The organism is Agrobacterium sp. (assembly GCF_059499945.1).
This window is the reverse complement of record NZ_JCABZP010000001.1, coordinates 151,266-168,930: the sequence shown is the minus strand read 5'-3', so window position 1 is coordinate 168,930 and position 17,665 is coordinate 151,266. Positions and strand designations below refer to the sequence as shown.

Sequence of the window (17,665 nt, the reverse complement as noted above, 5' to 3'; positions counted from 1 at the left end):
TTGAAGGCCGATTCGCGTGGTTGCCACGAAAAGGGCGGCAACAGCATCACCGGTAAAGAGGCGGCAGACCCTGGATGGCATAACGCGGCAGCGGTCTCCACGGTCTTACGCGTTCATGTTTGTGAACCCCGAACAGAAACAGCATTTCCTCCGAGATATCGGCGGGGTCGGTCAAGCCATCCTGAAAGAGCTGGATCACCTTGCGGGCGGCATTGTTGTAGAGAATGATTTCGTCATCCATGGTGTGGCGATCATAACCGAGACCTTCCAGCACGGACTGGAGCATTTTGAGGTCCTGCGATGTGATGATGCAATTTTCATATGCGGAAGACATGGCGTCCTCCTTTCTTGTGAGGTTCACAAAAGCCGGAGCGTCGCGCTGCCATCCGGAGATGGTGCGAGGACGCTTCAACGCCTTGAGACGCGGGCAGCGCCAGGGAAACCGTTGCCGGCCCGTGGCGTCATGCATGTCGCGTGAATTCCGAATCGCTTCCCTGGTGGTCAGCAGGCGGGACAGGGCTGGAAATGCAGCAGGCCTGACGGTGGCAACGCCCTTTAATTACCGATGAAGAAGCGTGCGCCGTTTATGGGGAATAGGCAAGTTAATTCCGTTACCGCAGGGAAGATGCAGCATTCGCTGCCGCAGGCAACAAAAAAGGCCGGGGCAATATTGCACCGACCTTCCTCATATCGCTCTCAACACCAGTGCCAGTACATCCGTGGTCAAAAGTCTGAAGCGACTAAAACAACTGCGAACATCGATTTCATTCGCGCTCACCAGCAGTTGCCATGAGAGCTATTTAAACTGGCAATGTGGCCAAAACAAGTCCGGCGCCTATCGCGATGTTTTTATTCGTCGTGGCTTGCCGGCTGCGCGTCGCACTACTTCTTTTTGCCGTCCGCTGTCGTGGCATTTGCGAACTTGACCTGCGAACCGGCTGGCGGCGCTGCAGCCACTTTCGCCGTCTTGTCCTTCTTCGGTTTTCGGACTTCCTTGTTACTGCGCAATTGACCCTTGGCCATGGTGTCCTCCTCCTGTTGGATTGATGGGGCCTTGAGCGGGTATGAGATAATCCGTTCAAGACCCGTTCGATCGTCGATGCTGGAAATCCCGTCCGGCTATTTCTTGCCGGATCGTTTTTTTGCGGAAACGGGCGTGTCGGTTATGATCGTCGCTTCCTGGGCTTCGCGAAGCTGGCGAAGGCGTTCCGTTTTGCGGGCGCGCTGAGCGGCCTCGGCGTTTATGATCTGCTTTGCGGCGCTATCCGTCAGTGACGCCTTGTCCTGCGCGGATAGTTTGCCGGGTTTGAAAAAAGCTTCTTTTGTCGCAGCCATGGCATTCTCCTTTACGGAAGAGCAGTATCGAACGGCTAGCGGGGGCGGGCAACCTTTTTGGGGGCGGGCAACAGCCCTTCGCGCTGCATTTTTTTCTTCGCCAGCTTGCGGTGGCGGCGCACGGCCTCTGCTTCTTCGCGGACGCGCTTTTCCGAGGGCTTTTCATAGGACTGCCGGGCCCGCATCTCGCGGAAAATGCCCTCACGCTGCATTCTCTTTTTCAGAACGCGAAGGGCCTGCTCTATATTATTGTCTCGAACGAGTACCTGCACGAATATCTCCTTTATGCAGCCGCAGCTGCTATTTTCTGATTTTAATCCTGTCCGGATTGATCCAGCTCGATCCCGTTTCGCGCGCCGATGGGCTTTCGCTGTTGCGCGACGGCGATGGCGCCGAGGTGGGCGCACTTATTTCATCGAGTGCGATGTTGCGCTCGAAATTTTCATGCTGGAAACGCACCCTGTAGCGTACAGTTCCCTGCGCTTCGGGCAGGATCGATACGACCCTGCCAGGACCGTCGGGCTGGTTGTTGCCCAGCACGCCTGGCTTCAAGAATATGGCATCGCCGCATCGGTAGGGATTTTTACGCATGAGGACCTCCATGGCCCAAAAACAAAAGGCCGGGCTTTGACCCGACCTCTCACAATCACTTAAACCTGCAGCCAGTACATCCGTGGTCTGCGTGGTCAAATGACGAATATCAAGCTGCCTGAAGGTTGTCAGCCGAGCTCTTGCCGGACCGACGGTCCTGGACGATCTCGTAGCTGATCTTCTGGCCGTCGTTCAGCGAACGCATGCCAGCGCGCTCAACAGCGGAAATGTGAACGAAAACGTCCGTGCCGCCGTTGTCAGGCTGAATGAAGCCGAAGCCCTTGGTGGCGTTGAACCACTTTACAGTACCAGTGTTCATAACGATTTCCTTTCGTAGAATCGTTGTGGTTCCCGCGATACCTTGCGGGATAAGATCGATTATTTGAGAGGAAATCCGACGGGGAACAGTCTGTTCCAGAACGACGTCACAAGCAATGGTCGATATCCAAAATATAGGCTCAATTTTTGATTTTGCAATGGGCGGAGAACAAAAAAGCACCGGCGAGCCACTGCCCAGCGGGTAAGTATCTGGTTCAGGACACTATTTCCCGATCGCCGCAGAGTCCTTCGGGCTTGGCGCGGCCCTCCGTCCCGTGCGCATCAACCCGCGCCGGGAGACACGTCTTTCTCACGGTCATCCGGCAGGCTGCCCGCGCCCGGCGTCTTGTCATAGTCGGTGAGGGAGGGTTTGGCATGCGGGCCGGCGGGGGGAATGTCGTTCGGGCTGGAAGGCCCTTTTTCAACGGTTTTCGATTTCTTTTTCTTCGTCATATTGCGTCCTCCTTCTTGCAGGGAAAACGCCGGAGAAAAGGTACTGGTTCCGCCTCCACGCCGCGCGGGCGCGTTTTTCCGCCATCAGCGGCGGGAACGCGGTTTTTTCTCTTCCCGGTTCATATCTCGCCCCACCCATTTGAAGAATACGACGAGGCTGACGCCGATGATGATGAGCGGAACGAAGGATTCAAAACTGGACATGACTCACTCTTTCTTCCCCCGGCGATCATTTTATCGGCAGGGAAGAAGCGCGTAATCTGCGGAATATCGTCCGTTCTTTTTTGGTAATTGCCGTCTGCGGCCCATCTGTCGACGAGGCCGCAGGCTGTCGCGGCTAAACTGGCAGCGATTTCACCGCCGCTGTGCCGCCCTCACGGGCGCTTTTCAGCGCGGCCACGCCTGTCAGAACGGACATCGCGCCGGCGCGTGAACCCGCCCGCTGCCGCAGCCGGTCGTTCGAGCCCGGCTTGAAGATCATGTCTCGCATGCGGTTGTCGCCGCCATAGTGGCCGCCTGGCTCATGCGGCACCCATATGCGTTCAACACCGCCGCCGAAGCTTTTCACCAGCAGGATTTCGTCGGCCGGCGGCTCCGTCCAGGGCTGCTTTTCATATTGGCGCATTTCGATACGGCCTTTATGGCCGTTGAAGGCAATATGGTGGCCCTCGATCGGCATATAGGTGTTGAGCGAATAGGAGACCTGCACGCCGCTGGCATAGCGGATCGAGGCGCTCATGGTGTCGGGAATGTCGATTTCCTCGCGGAAGACGCAGGCATCGCGCATATAGCCGTCCACCGCCGAAGGGTCCTCATAGAGAGCATCGAGGAAAGGATCGGCGCCCAGATCCATGAAATAATCGCACTCGTTTTTGTGTGGACAGGTGCGACAGCGCGTTCCCCGGAACGGGCCGTTCTTGCCATAATGCAGCAACTGTCCGAACCCCTTTACCTCCACGGGGTCGGAATCGAGATACCAGTTCAGAAGATCGAAATGGTGCGTGGCCTTGTGCACGAACAGGCTGCCGGAATGTTCGGTGAAGGCGTGCCAGCGGCGGAAATAATCCGCGCCGTGCTGGTTATCGAGATACCAGTGAAAATCGACCGAGGTGACGGTGCCGATTGCACCCTCATCGATCAGCTCCTTGATGCGTGCGGCGGTGGGAGAAAAACGATAGTTGAAGGAGACATCCACACGGCGGCCGCTTTTCGCCTCCGCGGCGCGAATACGGTCAATCTTTTCCGGGGTGGTGGTCATGGGCTTTTCGCTGATGACATCGGCCCCGCCTTCCAGCGCGCGGATGATGATGTCGTCGTGAGTATCGTCAGGCGTGCAGACGATGACGAGTTCCGGGCGCTGCTCTTCCATCATCCGGTCGAAATCGTCGTAAAGCGGCGCGCTTGATCCCATCATGGCGCGGGCGCGTTCGGCGCGCATCAGGTTCAGGTCGCAAATGCCGACCAGTTCGACATAGTCGCTCCAGCCGGCCAGCAATTCGCGGCCCCACATGGTGGTGCCGCGATTGCCGGTGCCGACCAGCGCATAGCGTTTGCGTTTCACCTTTTCAGGCATTTGCTCTCTCCCGGATATATCAACAAACAGTCTTGAAACGCTCCACCACGGTGGCGAGGACCTCGTCCACCGGCCGCGCCTGCCAGCGATGCGAAAAGATTTCCACTTCCTGCGGGCCATGGAAGCCGGCGGCCTCGATCATGGCGCGAAATGCCTTAAGGTCAATCACGCCGTCGCCCATCATGCCGCGATCATTGAGCGGATCGGTGGTAGGCACCAGCCAGTCGCAGATGTGATGCGCCAGAATTTGCCCGTTCCTTCCCGCACGCGCCACTTGCTCCTCCAGTTCAGGGTCCCACCAGACGTGGTAGACATCGATCGCAACGCCTGTTCCCGACCCTAACCTGTCGCAGAGATCGAGCGACTGTTTCAGCGTGTTGAAGCAGGCGCGGTCGGCGGCATAGAAGGGATGCAGCGGTTCGATGGCCAGCGGGACGCCGGCGGCGCGGGCATAGGGGAGCAGTTCGGCCATGCCGTCTTCCACCATCTGCCGCGCACCTTTCAGATCGCGCGAGCCGGCGGGCAGGCCGCCCACGACAAGCACAAGGCAATCGGCTTTCATCGCGGCGGCTTCATCGACGGCGCGTTTATTGTCTTCGATGGCGATGCGGCGGCCTTCGGCATCGTGGGCGGGGAAAAAGCCGCCACGGCAATGGCCGCTGAGACGCAGCCCGTTCCGTTCGACGATGCGGGCGGCTTCGGCAAGCCCGACACCGTGCACCTGCTCGCGCCAGGGCGAGATGGCGGTGATGCCGTGCGCAAGGCAGGCATCGACAATAGCGCCGAAATCGCCACCCTGCCGCACGGTGGCGAAATTGATGGAAAGGCCTTCAAGGCTCATGTCGGTATCTCCCCTCATTCTGTTTCAGCTGATACCCCGGACGGCGAGAAACGCGTTCATGCGCTGCGTCGCCAGATCCGGCTCTGCAAGCACATTGGCCTTGTCCGCCAGCCGGAAAAGCTCGGTGAAATGCTGCGTGGAGCGGGTGCTTTCCTGGCCGCCAACCATGGTGAAATGGTCCTGTAACCCGTTGAGGTAGGCGAGAAACACTACACCGGTCTTGTAGAAGCGGGTCGGGGCCTTGAAGATATGACGCGAAAGCGCCACCGTCGGCTCCAGAATGTCGAAGAATTCATTGTCCGCGCCACGCTTCAGGCTGGCCAGCGCTTTGGAGGCGGCCGGCGCAATGGCGTCGAAAATGCCGAGCAGCGCATCCGAATGGCCCTGTTCGTCGCCGGCGATCAGTTCGGCATAGTTGAAATCGTCGCCGGTATACATGCGCACGCCAGCCGGCAGGCGACGGCGCATGACGATTTCCTTTTCCTTGGAAAGAAGCGAAATCTTGATGCCGTCGATCTTGTCGGCATTCTCCTCGATCATGGCAAGGCAGGTTTCCATGGCCGTCATATGGTCGCCCGAACCCCAATAGCCCTCCAGCGCCGGGTCGAACATTTCGCCCAGCCAGTGGATCACCACTTTTCCTTCCACACGGGAGAGAACCCTGGCATAAGCCCTCAGATAATCATCCGGCGAGCGGGCGGCAGCGGCCAGCGCACGGCTGGCCATCAGGATCACGCGTCCACCTTCTCCCTGAACAAAATCAAGCTGTTCGAGGTAAGAGTCGACAATCTTGTTGAGGTCGTAACCACTGCCATTGAGATGGTCGGTGCCCACCCCGCAGGCAATCAGCGCATCCTTGCGGCTGGCGGCTTCCTTCAGCGAACGGGAGATGAGTTCCTGCGCCTGCGGCCACGCCAGCCCCATGCCGCGCTGCGCCGTATCCATCGCCTCGGCGACACCGAGACCGAGGTCCCACAGGCGGTGACGGAAGCGCAGCGTGGCGTCCCAGTCGATGGCGGGCGTGAGCCACGGATCATTATCGGCAAGCGGATCGGCCACCACATGGGCGGCGGCGAAAGCGACGCGGTTGAAATCCGCAGCACTTCGTTTTTCAACGGCGAACGGCGTGCCTGAGAGTTTGTAGACCTCGATGCTGCGGTCGTCTTTCGGAAGCTTGAGCTCGCTCACATCAGCCTCCTCAGGAAAGGGCGGGAACGTCGAGCCAGCGGCGTTCCTTCCACGATCTCAGCCCAAGTTCGGCAAGCTGCACGCCCTTCACTCCTTCCATGAGGCCATAGGGCCACGGATCATTGTCGACGAGGTGGCGCACGAACATTTCCCACTGCGCCTTAAAGCCGTTATCGTAGACGACATTGTCCGGCACCTCCTGCCAGGTCTTGTAGAAATCGATGGTCTGCGGCTGGTCCGGGTTCCACACCGGCTTCGGCGTATTGGTGCGGTGCTGGGTAAAGCATTTGGTCAGGCCCGCCACCGCCGAACCATGGGTGCCGTCCACCTGGAAGGTGACGAGGTCGTCGCGGCGCACCCGCACCGCCCATGAGGAGTTGATATGGGCAATGGCGCCGCCTTCCAACTCGAAGGTCGCATAAGCGGCGTCGTCAGCATCCGCCACATAAGCGCGGCCCTGCTCATCGAAACGTTCCGGAATATGGGTGGCGCCGAGGCAGCTTACGGATTTCACCGGTCCGAACAGATTGTCGAGCACATAACGCCAGTGGCACAGCATATCGAGAATGATGCCGCCGCCATCTTTCAGGCGGTAATTCCAGGAGGGCCGCTGCGCCGGTTGCCAGTCGCCTTCAAAAACCCAGTAGCCGAATTCGCCGCGCACGGAGAGGATTTTGCCGAAAAAGCCGCTGTCGCGCAGCATGGCGAGCTTGCGCAGGCCCGGCAGGAACAGCTTGTCCTGCACCACGCCATGTTTGATGCCGGCGCTTTCGGCGAGCCGGGCGATGGCCAATGCCTCTTCCATCGTGTCAGAAATGGGTTTTTCGCAATAGACGTTCTTGCCGGCCTTGATGGCTTTCTCCAGCAGGCTGCCGCGCATCTGCGTCGTGCCGGCATCGAAGAACAGTGTGTCATCGGGGTTTGCGAGGGCAGCGTCGATGTCGGTCGTCCAGCGCGCGACATTGTGCTTTTTGGCGATTTCCTCGATCTTCGCGCCATTGCGGCCGACCAGAATGGGGTCGAGCATGACCCTTTCACCGTTCTTCAAAAGCACACCGCCCTGATCTCGAATGGCGAGAACGGAGCGCACGAGATGCTGGTTGTAACCCATGCGGCCGGTGATGCCGTGCATGATGACGCCGATACGTTTCATGAATTTCCTCCCAAGGCGGCCTTTTCCCGAAAGCCGCTTCTGTCAAACATGGAAATTTGTAACCATTTGGTTATTTGTGGTCGTGAAGGATGCGATCTGTCAAGGTGTTTTCGACAGGAAAAATTCGTCTTGTGCGAACTGTCGCGTTTACGTATCGCCACCGCGCCGCAAAAGAAAACGACGCGCTTCGCGGATGCGAATGGCGCGTCGTCGCTGTTGTTAAAGAGGAATTCGGTTCGGCCGGCTCAGACCGGCCGCACTGCAGCAAGCAGGGTATCGACGATGTGCTGGCCCCAGCGTTCCAGCTCGGCCGGATCGGTGAGGTCGCGCTGGAAGATCGTCGACAGCGTGAACCGGTTCGAAAGATAAAAAGCGCCGAGCGAAGCGATGGTCAGATAGACGTCGATCGGATCGAGGCCATCACGAAATTCGCCCGCGTCGCTGCCTCGCCGCAGCACGTCCTCGAGTTCTGAAATAAAATTCGAATGCATCGCCGCAATCGTCGGAGATTGCCTGAGATATCGGGCTTTATTGAGGTTTTCCGTGGCGAGGATACTCAGGAATTCGGGATGGTCGAGGAAGTAGTGCCAGGTGAAAAGCGCAAGCTCGCGCAAGCCCTCCGACGGGGCCTTGCGGGTCAGGTCAAGCCGTCTTTCGGTGTGGCGGATATGGCGATAGGCATCCTCCAGAACGGCGAGATAAAGCGCATCCTTGTCGCCGAAATAATGGTAGATCATCCGCTTGTTGGTGCCGGCGCGCCGGGCGACGACATCGATTCGAGCCCCCGCCAGCCCCTTGGCGGCCACCTCGCGACGGGCGGCTTCGAGAATGGCGGCGCGCGTTCTTTCCGGGTTTCGCACCTGTGTCGTCGCGCGTTTGCGCTTGGGCGACGGTGTATTCTCCATGGCCGGATCGGGGGCCGGATCGGACGGCTGGTTTTTTGTCGTTTCTTCCATTTCAGCACCCGCTTGACAATGTTTGCGATCAGTGTTCCCATGTAACCAATTAGTTATAAAACGGCAAGTGTCGTTTACGTTCATCATCAATTGGCAGTCAATAGGGAGGAGTTGCCAATGCCCATGATGCTTCACAGGAGAGGCGTGCTTTCAGCAGGGCTTGCGGCCCTGTCGCTTGCAACATTGGGAGGGGGTTCGGCGCAGGCTCAGGCCGCGCGCCTTCGCATGTTGTGGTGGGGTTCGCAGGAGCGCGCCGATCGCACCAACAAGGCGATAGCAGCTTATAAGCAGGTCAAGCCGGATCTCGACATTGCCGGTGAATTCGCGGGCTGGAGCGATTACTGGCCGCGCCTTGCAACGCAGGTTGCCGGCCGCAATGCGCCTGACCTGATCCAGATGGATTATCGCTACATCTTCGAATATGGCCGCCGCGGCGCGCTGGCGCCGCTGGATGACTATATCGGCAAGGGCCTGAAGATCGAAGATTTCGGCAAGATGAACATCGATTCCGGCCGGGTCGATGGCAAGCTCTACGGCATCAATCTCGGTGTCAATTCCAGCGCTGTCTTCTTCGATAAGGCAGCCTGGGAGAAATCAGGCGCAACGCCGCCAGCGATCGGCCAGACCTGGGAAGAGTTTGCCGAAAACGCCGCCAAGCTCAGCAAGAACAAGCCGAAGCCCGGTTATTACGCGACGGCCGACGCCAGCGGCGTGGAGCCGAGCTTTGAAAACTGGCTGCGCCAGAACGGCAAGTCGCTCTACACGCAGGATGGCGGCATTGGCTTTGATCCGACCGATGCGACCAAGTGGTTCACCCTGTGGGCGGATCTGCGCAAGAGCGGCGCCTGTGTGCCCGCCGATGTGCAGGCACTTGACCAGCTCAACATCGAAACGAACCCGCTGACGACGGGCAAGGCGGCAACCGCATTTGCCCATTCCAACCAGTTCGTCGGTTATCAGAAGCTCAACAAGTCCAAGCTTGCCATAAGCTCCTATCCGAAGAGCACGAAGGATGGCCCTTCCGGCCATTACCTCAAACCTTCCATGCTCATCAGTGTCGCAAACGGCAGCGCCGGCATCGAGCAGGCGGTCGGCTTCATCAATTTTCTCGTTGCCGAACCGCAGGGTATCGACATTCTCGGTGTCGAGCGCGGCGTTCCGGCATCGGAATCCATGCGCAACCAGCTGAGCAGCAAGCTCGACGAGGTCAGCAAGATCATGGTGGACTATATCGCCGAGATTACCCCCGGTGTCGGCGAACTGCCGCCGGCACCGCCTCCGGGCGCGGGCGAATTCGCCTTCGTCCTCAAACGCACGGCGGAGGAAATCGGTTTCGGCAAGGTCACGCCGGAAGAGGGCGGCGACCGCCTCGTCAAGGAATCCGAAACCGTTATCAAACGGAAGTGATGGTTTATGGCCTTTCGATCTGAAACTCTTGTAGAGGAGAGCCGTGGCGCGGCTCTCCCGAAACGGGGCGGTGTGAAGCGGATTTTCGACCGCAACATTCACGCCTACCTGTTTCTCCTGCCCTGGCTGATTGGCTTCTTCGGCCTCACCCTCGGTCCGGCGCTCGCGTCGCTTTATCTGTCTTTCACCAATTACGACCTGTTGCAGTCGCCGGACTGGGTGGGGGCGGCAAATTACGTGCGCATCGCCACGGCCGACCCCAAATTCGCCGCCGCCATGCAGGTCACCTTTACCTATGTGCTGCTGTCGGTGCCGCTGAAGCTGATCTTCGCGCTTCTGGTGGCGCTCGCCTTCAATCGCGGCATCAAGGGCCTGACGCTTTATCGGGCGATCTTCTATCTGCCGTCGCTGCTCGGTTCCAGCGTCGCTATTGCCGTGCTCTGGCGCCAGCTTTTCGCCTCTGACGGTCTCGTCAACATGATCCTGTGGCAGGCTTTCGGTTATGAAGGGCCGAGCTGGATTTCCAATCCGGATTACTCGATCTACACGCTGGTCATCCTGTCCGTCTGGCAGTTCGGTTCTCCGATGATCATCTTCCTCGCGGGTCTGAGACAAATCCCGCAGGATATGTACGAGGCCGCCGAAATCGACGGTGCGAGCAAGGTGCGGCAATTCTTCCGCATTACGCTGCCGCTTTTGACGCCTGTCATCTTCTTTAACGCGGTCATCCAGACGATCGACGCCTTCAAGGCCTTCACCCCCGCCTTCATCATTTCCGAAGGCACCGGCGGGCCGATCAACTCGACGCTGTTTTATACGCTTTATCTCTACCAGGAAGCCTTCGGTTTCTTCCGCATGGGTTATGCCTCGGCGCTTGCCTGGATTTTGGTGATCATCATCTCGCTGTTCACGGCCTTCTCGTTCCTCAGCGCGAAATACTGGGTGCACTACGATGACTGATGCTGTTACCGCCCCCCGGCCGGGACAAGGCCCGCAACGTTCACCGCTGAAATCGGTGATGCTCCACACGGCTCTGATCATCGCGTCCTTCGCGATGCTCTATCCGATCCTGTGGATGATATCAGGTTCCTTCCGGCCGCAGGACGAGCTGTTCGGCTCTTCCTCGCTCATCCCCTCGGCGGTCGATTTCGGCGGTTATATTCGCGGCTGGACGGGGCTGCAGGTGAGCTTCGGGCAGTTCTTCTGGAACTCCTTCTTCATATCGATACTCGCCACCATCGGTAATGTCGTCGGCTGCTCGCTTGCCGCCTTCGCTTTCGCCCGCCTCCGCTTCGGCGGGCGCAATTTCTGGTTCGCGCTTATGCTCGGCACGCTTATGCTGCCCTATCACGTCGTGCTCATCCCGCAATATATCCTGTTTCTGGAAATGGGCTGGGTGAACACCTCGCTGCCGCTGATCGTGCCGAAATATCTGGCGACGGATGCCTTCTTCATTTTCCTGATGGTGCAGTTCTTCCGTGGCATCCCGCGTGAGCTGGATGAGGCGGCTGTCATGGACGGTTGCTCACCCTTCCGCATCTACTGGAAGATCATGCTGCCTTTGTCGCTGCCGGTGCTGGCCACCGCCGCCATCTTTTCCTTCATCTGGACCTGGGACGATTTCTTCGGGCCGCTGATCTATCTGAACGACATCAATACCTACACCGTGCAGCTCGGTCTCCGATCCTTCGTGGATTCCACCGGCAGCTCGGATTGGACCTCGCTTTTCGCCATGTCCAACCTGTCACTGGTGCCGGTCTTCCTGTTCTTCCTGTTCTTCCAGAGGCTGCTCATCGAAGGCATCGCCACCACGGGCATGAAACGCTGAACGGAACCGAGATCGGGAACGCATTTTAAGACAATCAACACTGTCGCTGCCGCCCTGAATGCGGCGCGGCAGTCGGGAGAAACAGCATGGCAAGCAGCATTACTCTGGAAAAAATCGTCAAGCGGTTCGGCGCCTTTCCGGTCGTTCACGGCATCGACCTCAAGATCGAGCCGGGTGAGTTCACCGTCTTCGTCGGCCCCTCGGGCTGCGGCAAGTCCACGCTTCTGCGCATGATCGCCGGTCTGGAGGAAATCTCGGAAGGTGATCTTCGTATCGACGGCGAAAGGGTCAACGAAACAGCCGCCTCCAAGCGCGGCATCGCCATGGTCTTCCAGTCCTATGCGCTCTATCCGCATATGAGCGTCTACAAGAACCTCGCCTTCGGTCTCGAAACGGCAGGCTACAAGAAACCGGAAGTCGAGGCGCGGGTGCAGAAGGCCGCCGATATCCTGCAGATCGGCCCGCTGTTGCAGCGCAAGCCGAAGGCACTTTCGGGCGGTCAGCGCCAGCGTGTGGCCATCGGCCGCGCCATCGTGCGCGAGCCGAAAATCTTCCTCTTCGACGAGCCTTTGTCCAACCTCGATGCCGAACTGCGCGTGCAGATGCGCGTCGAAATCGCCAAGCTGCACCAGACGCTGGGCAGTACCATGATCTATGTGACGCATGACCAGGTGGAGGCCATGACCATGGCCGACAAGATCGTGGTGCTGCGTGACGGCCGCATCATGCAGGTCGGCCGCCCGCTCGATCTCTACAACAATCCGGCCAACCAGTTCGTGGCAGGTTTCATCGGTTCGCCGAAAATGAATTTCCTCTCCGCAAAAGTGGCTGCAGGGGACAGTTCCAACCGCACCATCGAGGTGGCCGGCCAGCGCATCGTGCTGGAAAAGCCCGTCGCGGCTGCGCAGGGCGAGCCGCTCACCTTCGGTGTGCGTCCCGAACATGTGAACCCGCAGGCGCAATCCTCGCTCGGCGAAGCTTCTATCCAGCTCGTGGAACATCTCGGCGGCTCGACGGTGGTTTACACCAACACCCCCGACGGCCAGCCCGCCACTGTGCTGCTGGACGGCCAGCGCCAAATCCGCATCGGCGAGACAATTCCCTTTGCCTTTGATCTTTCGAAGACGCATGTGTTCGGGGCGGATGGGCGGCGGATATAAGGTGCAGAACCGGATGGGGGAGGCAAACCCTCCCCTCATTCCTGTGACGGGCACAGGGATGAGGGCCGCAGGACGCTCTGTGACGGACAGCGAGTTTTTAGTTCGCCGCATTGGTTTTCGATAAGGGAAAAAGCGGTTCTACGAACCGGCAAGAATTCGCCGCAGCATCACCGCATCTGCCGAAAACTGCCCGACGTCGTCACCTTTGACGAATTCCAGCATCGCATAGCCCGTCTTTTCCCAAGCGCTTTCCGGCAGCGCATCAATGCAGGCCCGCCAGTAGTCCGTGCGCTCGGCAAGCGGCAGGCGGTTGGCGTCGGCAAGCCAGGCGAAGACGTGAAGATGGCAGATGCGCGAGCCGAGTGCGGATATTTCCGCAAGTGCATCGTCCAGCGGCAGGCCGGGTGCGGGTTGCCAGTAGAAGAAAAGGTTGGGTGCGGCCAGATCCTGCGCCAGTTGCAGGGCCGAGGGCAGGGTGTCGGTCAGCGAATTGGGGTGATATTCGAGGCCGATCGTCATGCCATAGTCTTCCGTCCGGCGGGCGATTGACGCCAGCGCCTCCGTTGCCGCGCGGCGCTCCGAGGGCGAATAATCCGCTGAGGGGCGTTTGCGATGGCCCGGCCAGATGCGGATATGGCCGGCGCCGAGCGCCTTTGCTGTTTCCAGCACGGCGGTCATGTCCTTGGGCGAAAAATCGGGTGCGAAAATGTAGGAGCCGTAGGAAGAGACGACGAGGCCCGCTTTCGCCGTCCGCGCCGCCACATCCCTTGCATTGGCAAGGTCGCCTGACGGCACATGGATATCCGCGCCCCATTCGATTGCCCTGATGCCATTTGCGGCGGCAAGGTCGATGACGGCCTGCACCGACAGGGAGCGGAAGGTGACGGAGCAGAGGCCCGGCTCAAACATTCTCATGCGATCAGTTCCAGATGTTCCGGCCGCACCTGCTGTTGCAATGGCGCTGCGCGGCAGAAGCGTTCGATTTCGGCAATCGCCATGTCGCCGAGCCTTGCACGTTCAAGGCCGGTGGCGCCGGCGATATGCGGCGTCAGAAAGACGTTCGGCAGGCTGTAAAAGGGTGACTCCGGTGGCGGCACTTCCGGGTCGGTGACGTCGATGACGGCTTCGATGCGTCCGGTTTTCAGTTCGGCCAGAAGCGCGTCTTCATCCACCAGTGCGCCGCGCGCCGTGTTGATCAGGGTTGCGCCGTCCTTCATGCGGGCAAGCGCTGCCGCGCCGATCATATGCCGTGTCTGCGGCAGGGAGGGCGCATGCAGGGAGATGACATCACTCACCGCCATCAGTTCCTCGAGCGAGACAAGACGCACACCTAGCTTTTCCGCCTCCGCTACGCTCAGGAGCGGATCAAAAAGGATGAGGTTGAGATCGAACGGTTGCAACAGATTGATGACGCGGCGTCCGATGCGCGATGCGCCGACGATGCCGACCGTCAGGCCGAGATTGCCGATGGCCTGCGCCTGCAATCGCTCGACAGGTGCGCGGTCGCGATGCTCCAGATAAAGACGTCGGAAGCCGAAAGTGCGCTTGCCGGCCAGCAGGATCATTGCCAGCGAAAATTCGGCGACCGGCTGCGCATTCGCCTCCGCCGCGCTGCACACGGTAATGCCGCGATCGAACACCGCTTGCGACAGGAAATATTTGACCGTGCCGGCGGCATGGGAAATCAGCCTGAGACGCGGCATCAGCGCCAGTTCCCGCGCGCCGATATCCGGACAGCCCCAGCCGGTCAGAAGAATATCCGTCCGCGCCAGCTGCTCCTTTACTGAAGCGGCGTGGAAATCGCAGATTCGCCCTGCATCGAGAATCTCGACGCTCTGTGACAGCCTTTCGAACGCCTGCGGTGTCAGCACATGCTGGGTTCGCTCCGGGTCCATGGCGAGGCTGAGACGCGGAAGCGGGCTCGTCATTGCGGCTCTCCCGTGGCCGCCATGCTGCTGACCGGAACACCCTGTTCCGCAAACAGGCGGTCGAGCGCCCCCATATCCGGAAGTGCCGGAACTGTCGCCAGCGCTTTTTCGCTTTCTGGCCCGGCCACCCCCGCAAAGACCGCGCAGGCAAGCAGGGTTTCGCCCGCCGGAATCTCGCCCCGCAATTGCGGCACCGTGGTCTTGGCGTTGATGAGATTGGTGTTGGGCAGCGCCTTCAGCGCCACGCCGTGACGGATTATGCTGGAGCCGAGATCGATGATGGCGGATATGTCGGCGCCGCAATCGGCTGTCGCCCGGCCCGCCTCTTCGCTCACGGCATCACGGTCGCCGTCGTTGCGGTTGATGGCGAAGCCGCCTTCGGTCACCGAAAGGAGGCCGGTCGACCTGATCCGGTGCAGCCTGACATGCCAGTCACCGGCCGCAACCAGCGTGGTTTCAACGTCGACATCGGGGAACGGCTTCCATGTCGCCCGCAGGCTTTCTCCCGCCAGCAGAACCTTTTCGTTGGTCTCACGCACGCGGTAATGCAGGCCGTCTTCGGAAAAGGCCAGCATATTGTCGAAACCATTGGTGCGGAAGCCGCGCTCATCCACTTCCACGCCGAAACCATAACGCGAGGAATAGGCGAATTTGGCATATTTTTCCGGCCCACCGCGCATGGAAAGGTTTTCCTGGCCGCTGGAAAGCGCCGTGACATTGCCTGTCGCCCGCATCATCACCATGCCGGGATGCGCGAGCGGCTTTGGGTTTGCGGATGTTTCAGGCTGCTTTTCCTCCGCCAGCCAGAAGGGGTGGTTTTTTGGCAGGGCCAGCGGCAGAAAGGCCTTGAAGGCCCAATAGGGCGAGCCCGCCGAATTATAGCTCTCAGACATGGTGAGCTGCGGATAGGCATAGCCGATGGAGAGCACGCCGTCGCGGTCGGCAATCGGCTTTTTCGCCCACCAGCGCAGATGCTGCAGATAAAGCCCCTTGATCTCGCCCCAGGGCAGCGCCTCCTCATCGGCAAAGGCCAGACCTGCCCAGAAGCCGCCGCAGGCGAAACGATAGGTCATGGAGCGCCCGAAGGCGAGTGTGCCGCCATCCTCATCGAACCAGCTGGCGAAATCGCCAGCGAAGAGGCGAGCGCGCTCGCGGTAGCGTTCGGCATAGGCATCATCAGGCTTGCTGAGCTTCGCGTAGATCAGGCCGTAAAAATGCATGGCGAAGGCGATGTAGTGATCGATGCGGCGGTAGTTGCCATCGCGATACCAGCCGTCAGCGATATAAAACTCGTCCAGTTCCTTCTGGAATGTCTCGGTCAGGCTGCGGTCGAAATCGATGCCGAGATGATCAAGGGCCATATCGACCATCACCCGGAAAAACTTCCAGTTATTATCGGCGTAATTGCGTTCGCGCGCCGTCAGCAGATAACGGCGCACATTGTCTTTCTGCACCTCGGACAGCGGTTCCCACAGGTGTTGAGGCGCAAGCCGCAGCGCAAACCCGATTGCGGCAAGCTCCACCAACCGCTGGTCCTTCTGGCGCACGTTACCCCAATATTCGGGATGGGAGGGATCGGTGCCGTTGGCTATTCCCTGCGCCAGAAGCGGCCAATGGTCGAAATGATCGCCGCTGAGCGCAAGCGGGGCGATGCCCCAGAGCGGCCGGGCGAAACCTTCCAGATCCGCCGCCGCCCGGTCGAAATGCGCGGCGGCCCCGCTGAGCGTCACTCTCGCGCCGCCCGGCGAAAAATAGGCAAGAAGCGGCGCGAAACTGTCATCCAGCGCCCGCCGGACATCGGCGCGGCTTTTGAGCGGATTGCCGTGCAGCGGATTAAACCTGGCCATATTTACCTTGGTCATGGTGTCATGCATCGCGTGTGGCCTTTCCCGTCTTTTTCGCCTTGCCGGCCGTCTGTCCTTCCACGAGCTGCACGCCAAGCTGCACCTGGCGGGCATTGGCGGAAGGTTCCGTCAGCCGGCGGCGCATCAGTTCCACCGCCTCACGGGCGATTTCGCGACGATCGACCCGGATTGTGCTGAGACGGGGCGTGGAGAGTTCGGCAAAGGGCAGGTCGTCGAAGCCGATGATGGAAAGATCATCCGGCACGCCGAGCCCAAGCTCCTGCGCCGCCCCAAGCGCACCCAGCGCAATCGCGTCATTCATGCAGAAAATGCCGGTGAGTTCAGGGTTTTTGGCCAATAGCTGACGAACCGCATCGCCTGCCTGTCCGAAACCGCTATCCGCCGTCGAAAGCAGAAACTCCTCATAGGTCGCGCCCTCTTCCTCGAGGATCGTATGGCGAAAGCCGCGCATACGCTCCCTTATGGTGTGGCGATGATGCGGGCCGATATAGGCGACCTTGCGATGGCCGAGTTCCAGAAGCCGCCGCGCCGCCAGCGCGCCGCCGTAAAAATTGGAAGGCGAGACGCAATCCAGCATCATCGAGGGATCGGCGCTGTTGACCAGAACCGGTTGCAGCACACCCTGCGTGATGCGGTGGATGATTTCGTCCTCGGGATCGAGACCGATGGCGAGAAGACCGTCCACCTCGCAGACCCGCTGGGTCAGGGCGTCGTCGATCTGCTTCTGATGCAGAAGCCTGATATCAAGTTCGAAGCCATCCGTCTGGGCAAGGCTGCGCAGCATGTCGAAAATATCGTGATAAAAAGCGCCGATATCGCCGGTCGCCCTTTCGGCGGACATGAGCGCAAGGATTTTCTTGCCCTCCAGCGGCACGCCCCCGGTCTGGGTCGTGACCGGCCGCAATGGATAACCAAGCTCCGCCGCCACCCCCAGAACCTTGGTCTGGATGGATGCGCTGATACCCTTTTCCCCTGCGAGAACCCGCGAAACGGTGCTGATGGAAACGCCGGCGCGCTGGGCGATATCCGACTGGCGCGGGCGGCTGATGTCGGGCGTATCGTTCATATC

At 59.8% G+C, this 17,665-nt stretch carries 20 protein-coding genes; 4 read left to right on the top strand and 16 right to left on the bottom strand.

Annotation, left to right across the window (positions count from 1 at the left end; genetic code table 11):
* Positions 1-46 precede the first annotated feature (46 nt).
* The 12 genes from AC5I5B_RS00790 to AC5I5B_RS00735 all read right to left on the bottom strand — a co-directional run bounded on the left by AC5I5B_RS00790 (position 47) and on the right by AC5I5B_RS00735 (position 8,408).
* Positions 47-334, bottom strand: coding sequence for a hypothetical protein (locus AC5I5B_RS00790; protein ID WP_035213201.1), 288 nt, complete (start codon positions 332-334; stop codon positions 47-49).
* Positions 335-882: 548 nt separating this feature from the next.
* Positions 883-1,023: a hypothetical protein gene (locus AC5I5B_RS00785; RefSeq protein ID WP_003508140.1), complete on the bottom strand. Its 141-nt coding sequence runs from the start codon at positions 1,021-1,023 to the stop codon at positions 883-885.
* A gap of 96 nt (positions 1,024-1,119) precedes the next feature.
* Complete coding sequence (locus AC5I5B_RS00780; protein WP_003508141.1) at positions 1,120-1,335, bottom strand: hypothetical protein; 216 nt, start codon at positions 1,333-1,335, stop codon at positions 1,120-1,122.
* Positions 1,336-1,370: 35 nt separating this feature from the next.
* Positions 1,371-1,607, bottom strand: a complete 237-nt coding sequence (gene rpsU, locus AC5I5B_RS00775) for a 30S ribosomal protein S21 (RefSeq protein ID WP_020810479.1) — start codon at positions 1,605-1,607, stop codon at positions 1,371-1,373.
* Positions 1,608-1,635: 28 nt separating this feature from the next.
* The gene (locus tag AC5I5B_RS00770; RefSeq protein WP_236775588.1) at positions 1,636-2,025 is read right to left on the bottom strand and encodes a cold-shock protein; all 390 of its coding nucleotides are present in this window, start codon (positions 2,023-2,025) and stop codon (positions 1,636-1,638) included.
* A 10-nt stretch (positions 2,026-2,035) separates the two neighbouring features.
* Positions 2,036-2,245, bottom strand: coding sequence for a cold-shock protein (locus AC5I5B_RS00765; RefSeq protein ID WP_003508146.1), 210 nt, complete (start codon positions 2,243-2,245; stop codon positions 2,036-2,038).
* 281 nt (positions 2,246-2,526) lie between these two features.
* Positions 2,527-2,697: a hypothetical protein gene (locus AC5I5B_RS00760; RefSeq protein WP_003508147.1), complete on the bottom strand. Its 171-nt coding sequence runs from the start codon at positions 2,695-2,697 to the stop codon at positions 2,527-2,529.
* A 337-nt stretch (positions 2,698-3,034) separates the two neighbouring features.
* A complete protein-coding gene (locus AC5I5B_RS00755) occupies positions 3,035-4,270 on the bottom strand; it encodes a Gfo/Idh/MocA family protein (protein ID WP_003508149.1) in 1,236 nt (411 codons plus the stop codon).
* Positions 4,271-4,289: 19 nt separating this feature from the next.
* Positions 4,290-5,111: a sugar phosphate isomerase/epimerase family protein gene (locus tag AC5I5B_RS00750; RefSeq protein ID WP_003508150.1), complete on the bottom strand. Its 822-nt coding sequence runs from the start codon at positions 5,109-5,111 to the stop codon at positions 4,290-4,292.
* A gap of 24 nt (positions 5,112-5,135) precedes the next feature.
* The gene (locus tag AC5I5B_RS00745; RefSeq protein WP_112958724.1) at positions 5,136-6,299 is read right to left on the bottom strand and encodes a DUF993 family protein; all 1,164 of its coding nucleotides are present in this window, start codon (positions 6,297-6,299) and stop codon (positions 5,136-5,138) included.
* A 10-nt stretch (positions 6,300-6,309) separates the two neighbouring features.
* Positions 6,310-7,452, bottom strand: coding sequence for a Gfo/Idh/MocA family protein (locus AC5I5B_RS00740; RefSeq protein WP_020811350.1), 1,143 nt, complete (start codon positions 7,450-7,452; stop codon positions 6,310-6,312).
* Between the two features lie 245 nt (positions 7,453-7,697).
* Positions 7,698-8,408 carry a TetR/AcrR family transcriptional regulator gene (locus AC5I5B_RS00735; RefSeq protein ID WP_003508154.1) on the bottom strand — a complete coding sequence of 237 codons (711 nt, stop codon included), beginning with the start codon at positions 8,406-8,408 and terminating at the stop codon, positions 7,698-7,700.
* A 117-nt stretch (positions 8,409-8,525) separates the two neighbouring features.
* On the opposite strand from AC5I5B_RS00735, the gene AC5I5B_RS00730 reads away from it, so the two are divergent.
* The 4 genes from AC5I5B_RS00730 (at position 8,526) to AC5I5B_RS00715 (ending at position 12,803) form a co-directional block, all read left to right on the top strand.
* Positions 8,526-9,815 (top strand): ABC transporter substrate-binding protein, encoded by a 1,290-nt coding sequence (locus AC5I5B_RS00730; protein WP_026372436.1) that lies wholly within the window; start codon positions 8,526-8,528, stop codon positions 9,813-9,815.
* 6 nt (positions 9,816-9,821) lie between these two features.
* Entirely contained in the window at positions 9,822-10,775 is a 954-nt protein-coding gene (locus AC5I5B_RS00725) for a carbohydrate ABC transporter permease (RefSeq protein WP_020810284.1), read from the top strand.
* Positions 10,768-11,643: a carbohydrate ABC transporter permease gene (locus AC5I5B_RS00720; RefSeq protein WP_020810285.1), complete on the top strand. Its 876-nt coding sequence runs from the start codon at positions 10,768-10,770 to the stop codon at positions 11,641-11,643. The genes AC5I5B_RS00725 and AC5I5B_RS00720 overlap by 8 nt, the downstream gene beginning before the upstream one ends.
* A gap of 86 nt (positions 11,644-11,729) precedes the next feature.
* Entirely contained in the window at positions 11,730-12,803 is a 1,074-nt protein-coding gene (locus tag AC5I5B_RS00715; RefSeq protein ID WP_080866727.1) for an ABC transporter ATP-binding protein, read from the top strand.
* A gap of 138 nt (positions 12,804-12,941) precedes the next feature.
* Here the strand turns inward: AC5I5B_RS00715 and AC5I5B_RS00710 are convergent, their stop codons facing one another.
* The 4 genes from AC5I5B_RS00710 to AC5I5B_RS00695 are packed head-to-tail and all read right to left on the bottom strand — an operon-like array spanning position 12,942 to position 17,662.
* Complete coding sequence (locus tag AC5I5B_RS00710) at positions 12,942-13,718, bottom strand: sugar phosphate isomerase/epimerase family protein (protein WP_495752196.1); 777 nt, start codon at positions 13,716-13,718, stop codon at positions 12,942-12,944.
* A complete protein-coding gene (locus AC5I5B_RS00705) occupies positions 13,715-14,731 on the bottom strand; it encodes a hydroxyacid dehydrogenase (protein WP_080864971.1) in 1,017 nt (338 codons plus the stop codon). The genes AC5I5B_RS00710 and AC5I5B_RS00705 overlap by 4 nt, the downstream gene beginning before the upstream one ends.
* Positions 14,728-16,605, bottom strand: coding sequence for a DUF2264 domain-containing protein (locus tag AC5I5B_RS00700; RefSeq protein ID WP_495752195.1), 1,878 nt, complete (start codon positions 16,603-16,605; stop codon positions 14,728-14,730). The genes AC5I5B_RS00705 and AC5I5B_RS00700 overlap by 4 nt, the downstream gene beginning before the upstream one ends.
* Positions 16,598-17,662 (bottom strand): LacI family DNA-binding transcriptional regulator, encoded by a 1,065-nt coding sequence (locus AC5I5B_RS00695; protein ID WP_003508175.1) that lies wholly within the window; start codon positions 17,660-17,662, stop codon positions 16,598-16,600. The genes AC5I5B_RS00700 and AC5I5B_RS00695 overlap by 8 nt, the downstream gene beginning before the upstream one ends.
* Positions 17,663-17,665: the final 3 nt, after the last annotated feature.

What these genes read in the sequence shown, in the direction of transcription:
- AC5I5B_RS00790 (WP_035213201.1), bottom strand. Translation starts at nt 334, where the DNA reads ATGTCTTCCGCATATGAAAATTGCATCATCACATCGCAGGACCTCAAA.
- AC5I5B_RS00785 (WP_003508140.1), bottom strand. Translation starts at nt 1,023, where the DNA reads ATGGCCAAGGGTCAATTGCGCAGTAACAAGGAAGTCCGAAAACCGAAG.
- AC5I5B_RS00780 (WP_003508141.1), bottom strand. Translation starts at nt 1,335, where the DNA reads ATGGCTGCGACAAAAGAAGCTTTTTTCAAACCCGGCAAACTATCCGCG.
- AC5I5B_RS00765 (WP_003508146.1), bottom strand. Translation starts at nt 2,245, where the DNA reads ATGAACACTGGTACTGTAAAGTGGTTCAACGCCACCAAGGGCTTCGGC.
- AC5I5B_RS00760 (WP_003508147.1), bottom strand. Translation starts at nt 2,697, where the DNA reads ATGACGAAGAAAAAGAAATCGAAAACCGTTGAAAAAGGGCCTTCCAGC.
- AC5I5B_RS00755 (WP_003508149.1), bottom strand. Translation starts at nt 4,270, where the DNA reads ATGCCTGAAAAGGTGAAACGCAAACGCTATGCGCTGGTCGGCACCGGC.
- AC5I5B_RS00750 (WP_003508150.1), bottom strand. Translation starts at nt 5,111, where the DNA reads ATGAGCCTTGAAGGCCTTTCCATCAATTTCGCCACCGTGCGGCAGGGT.
- AC5I5B_RS00740 (WP_020811350.1), bottom strand. Translation starts at nt 7,452, where the DNA reads ATGAAACGTATCGGCGTCATCATGCACGGCATCACCGGCCGCATGGGT.
- AC5I5B_RS00735 (WP_003508154.1), bottom strand. Translation starts at nt 8,408, where the DNA reads ATGGAAGAAACGACAAAAAACCAGCCGTCCGATCCGGCCCCCGATCCG.
- AC5I5B_RS00730 (WP_026372436.1), top strand. Translation starts at nt 8,526, where the DNA reads ATGCCCATGATGCTTCACAGGAGAGGCGTGCTTTCAGCAGGGCTTGCG.
- AC5I5B_RS00725 (WP_020810284.1), top strand. Translation starts at nt 9,822, where the DNA reads ATGGCCTTTCGATCTGAAACTCTTGTAGAGGAGAGCCGTGGCGCGGCT.
- AC5I5B_RS00720 (WP_020810285.1), top strand. Translation starts at nt 10,768, where the DNA reads ATGACTGATGCTGTTACCGCCCCCCGGCCGGGACAAGGCCCGCAACGT.
- AC5I5B_RS00715 (WP_080866727.1), top strand. Translation starts at nt 11,730, where the DNA reads ATGGCAAGCAGCATTACTCTGGAAAAAATCGTCAAGCGGTTCGGCGCC.
- AC5I5B_RS00710 (WP_495752196.1), bottom strand. Translation starts at nt 13,718, where the DNA reads ATGAGAATGTTTGAGCCGGGCCTCTGCTCCGTCACCTTCCGCTCCCTG.
- AC5I5B_RS00705 (WP_080864971.1), bottom strand. Translation starts at nt 14,731, where the DNA reads ATGACGAGCCCGCTTCCGCGTCTCAGCCTCGCCATGGACCCGGAGCGA.
- AC5I5B_RS00700 (WP_495752195.1), bottom strand. Translation starts at nt 16,605, where the DNA reads ATGCATGACACCATGACCAAGGTAAATATGGCCAGGTTTAATCCGCTG.
- AC5I5B_RS00695 (WP_003508175.1), bottom strand. Translation starts at nt 17,662, where the DNA reads ATGAACGATACGCCCGACATCAGCCGCCCGCGCCAGTCGGATATCGCC.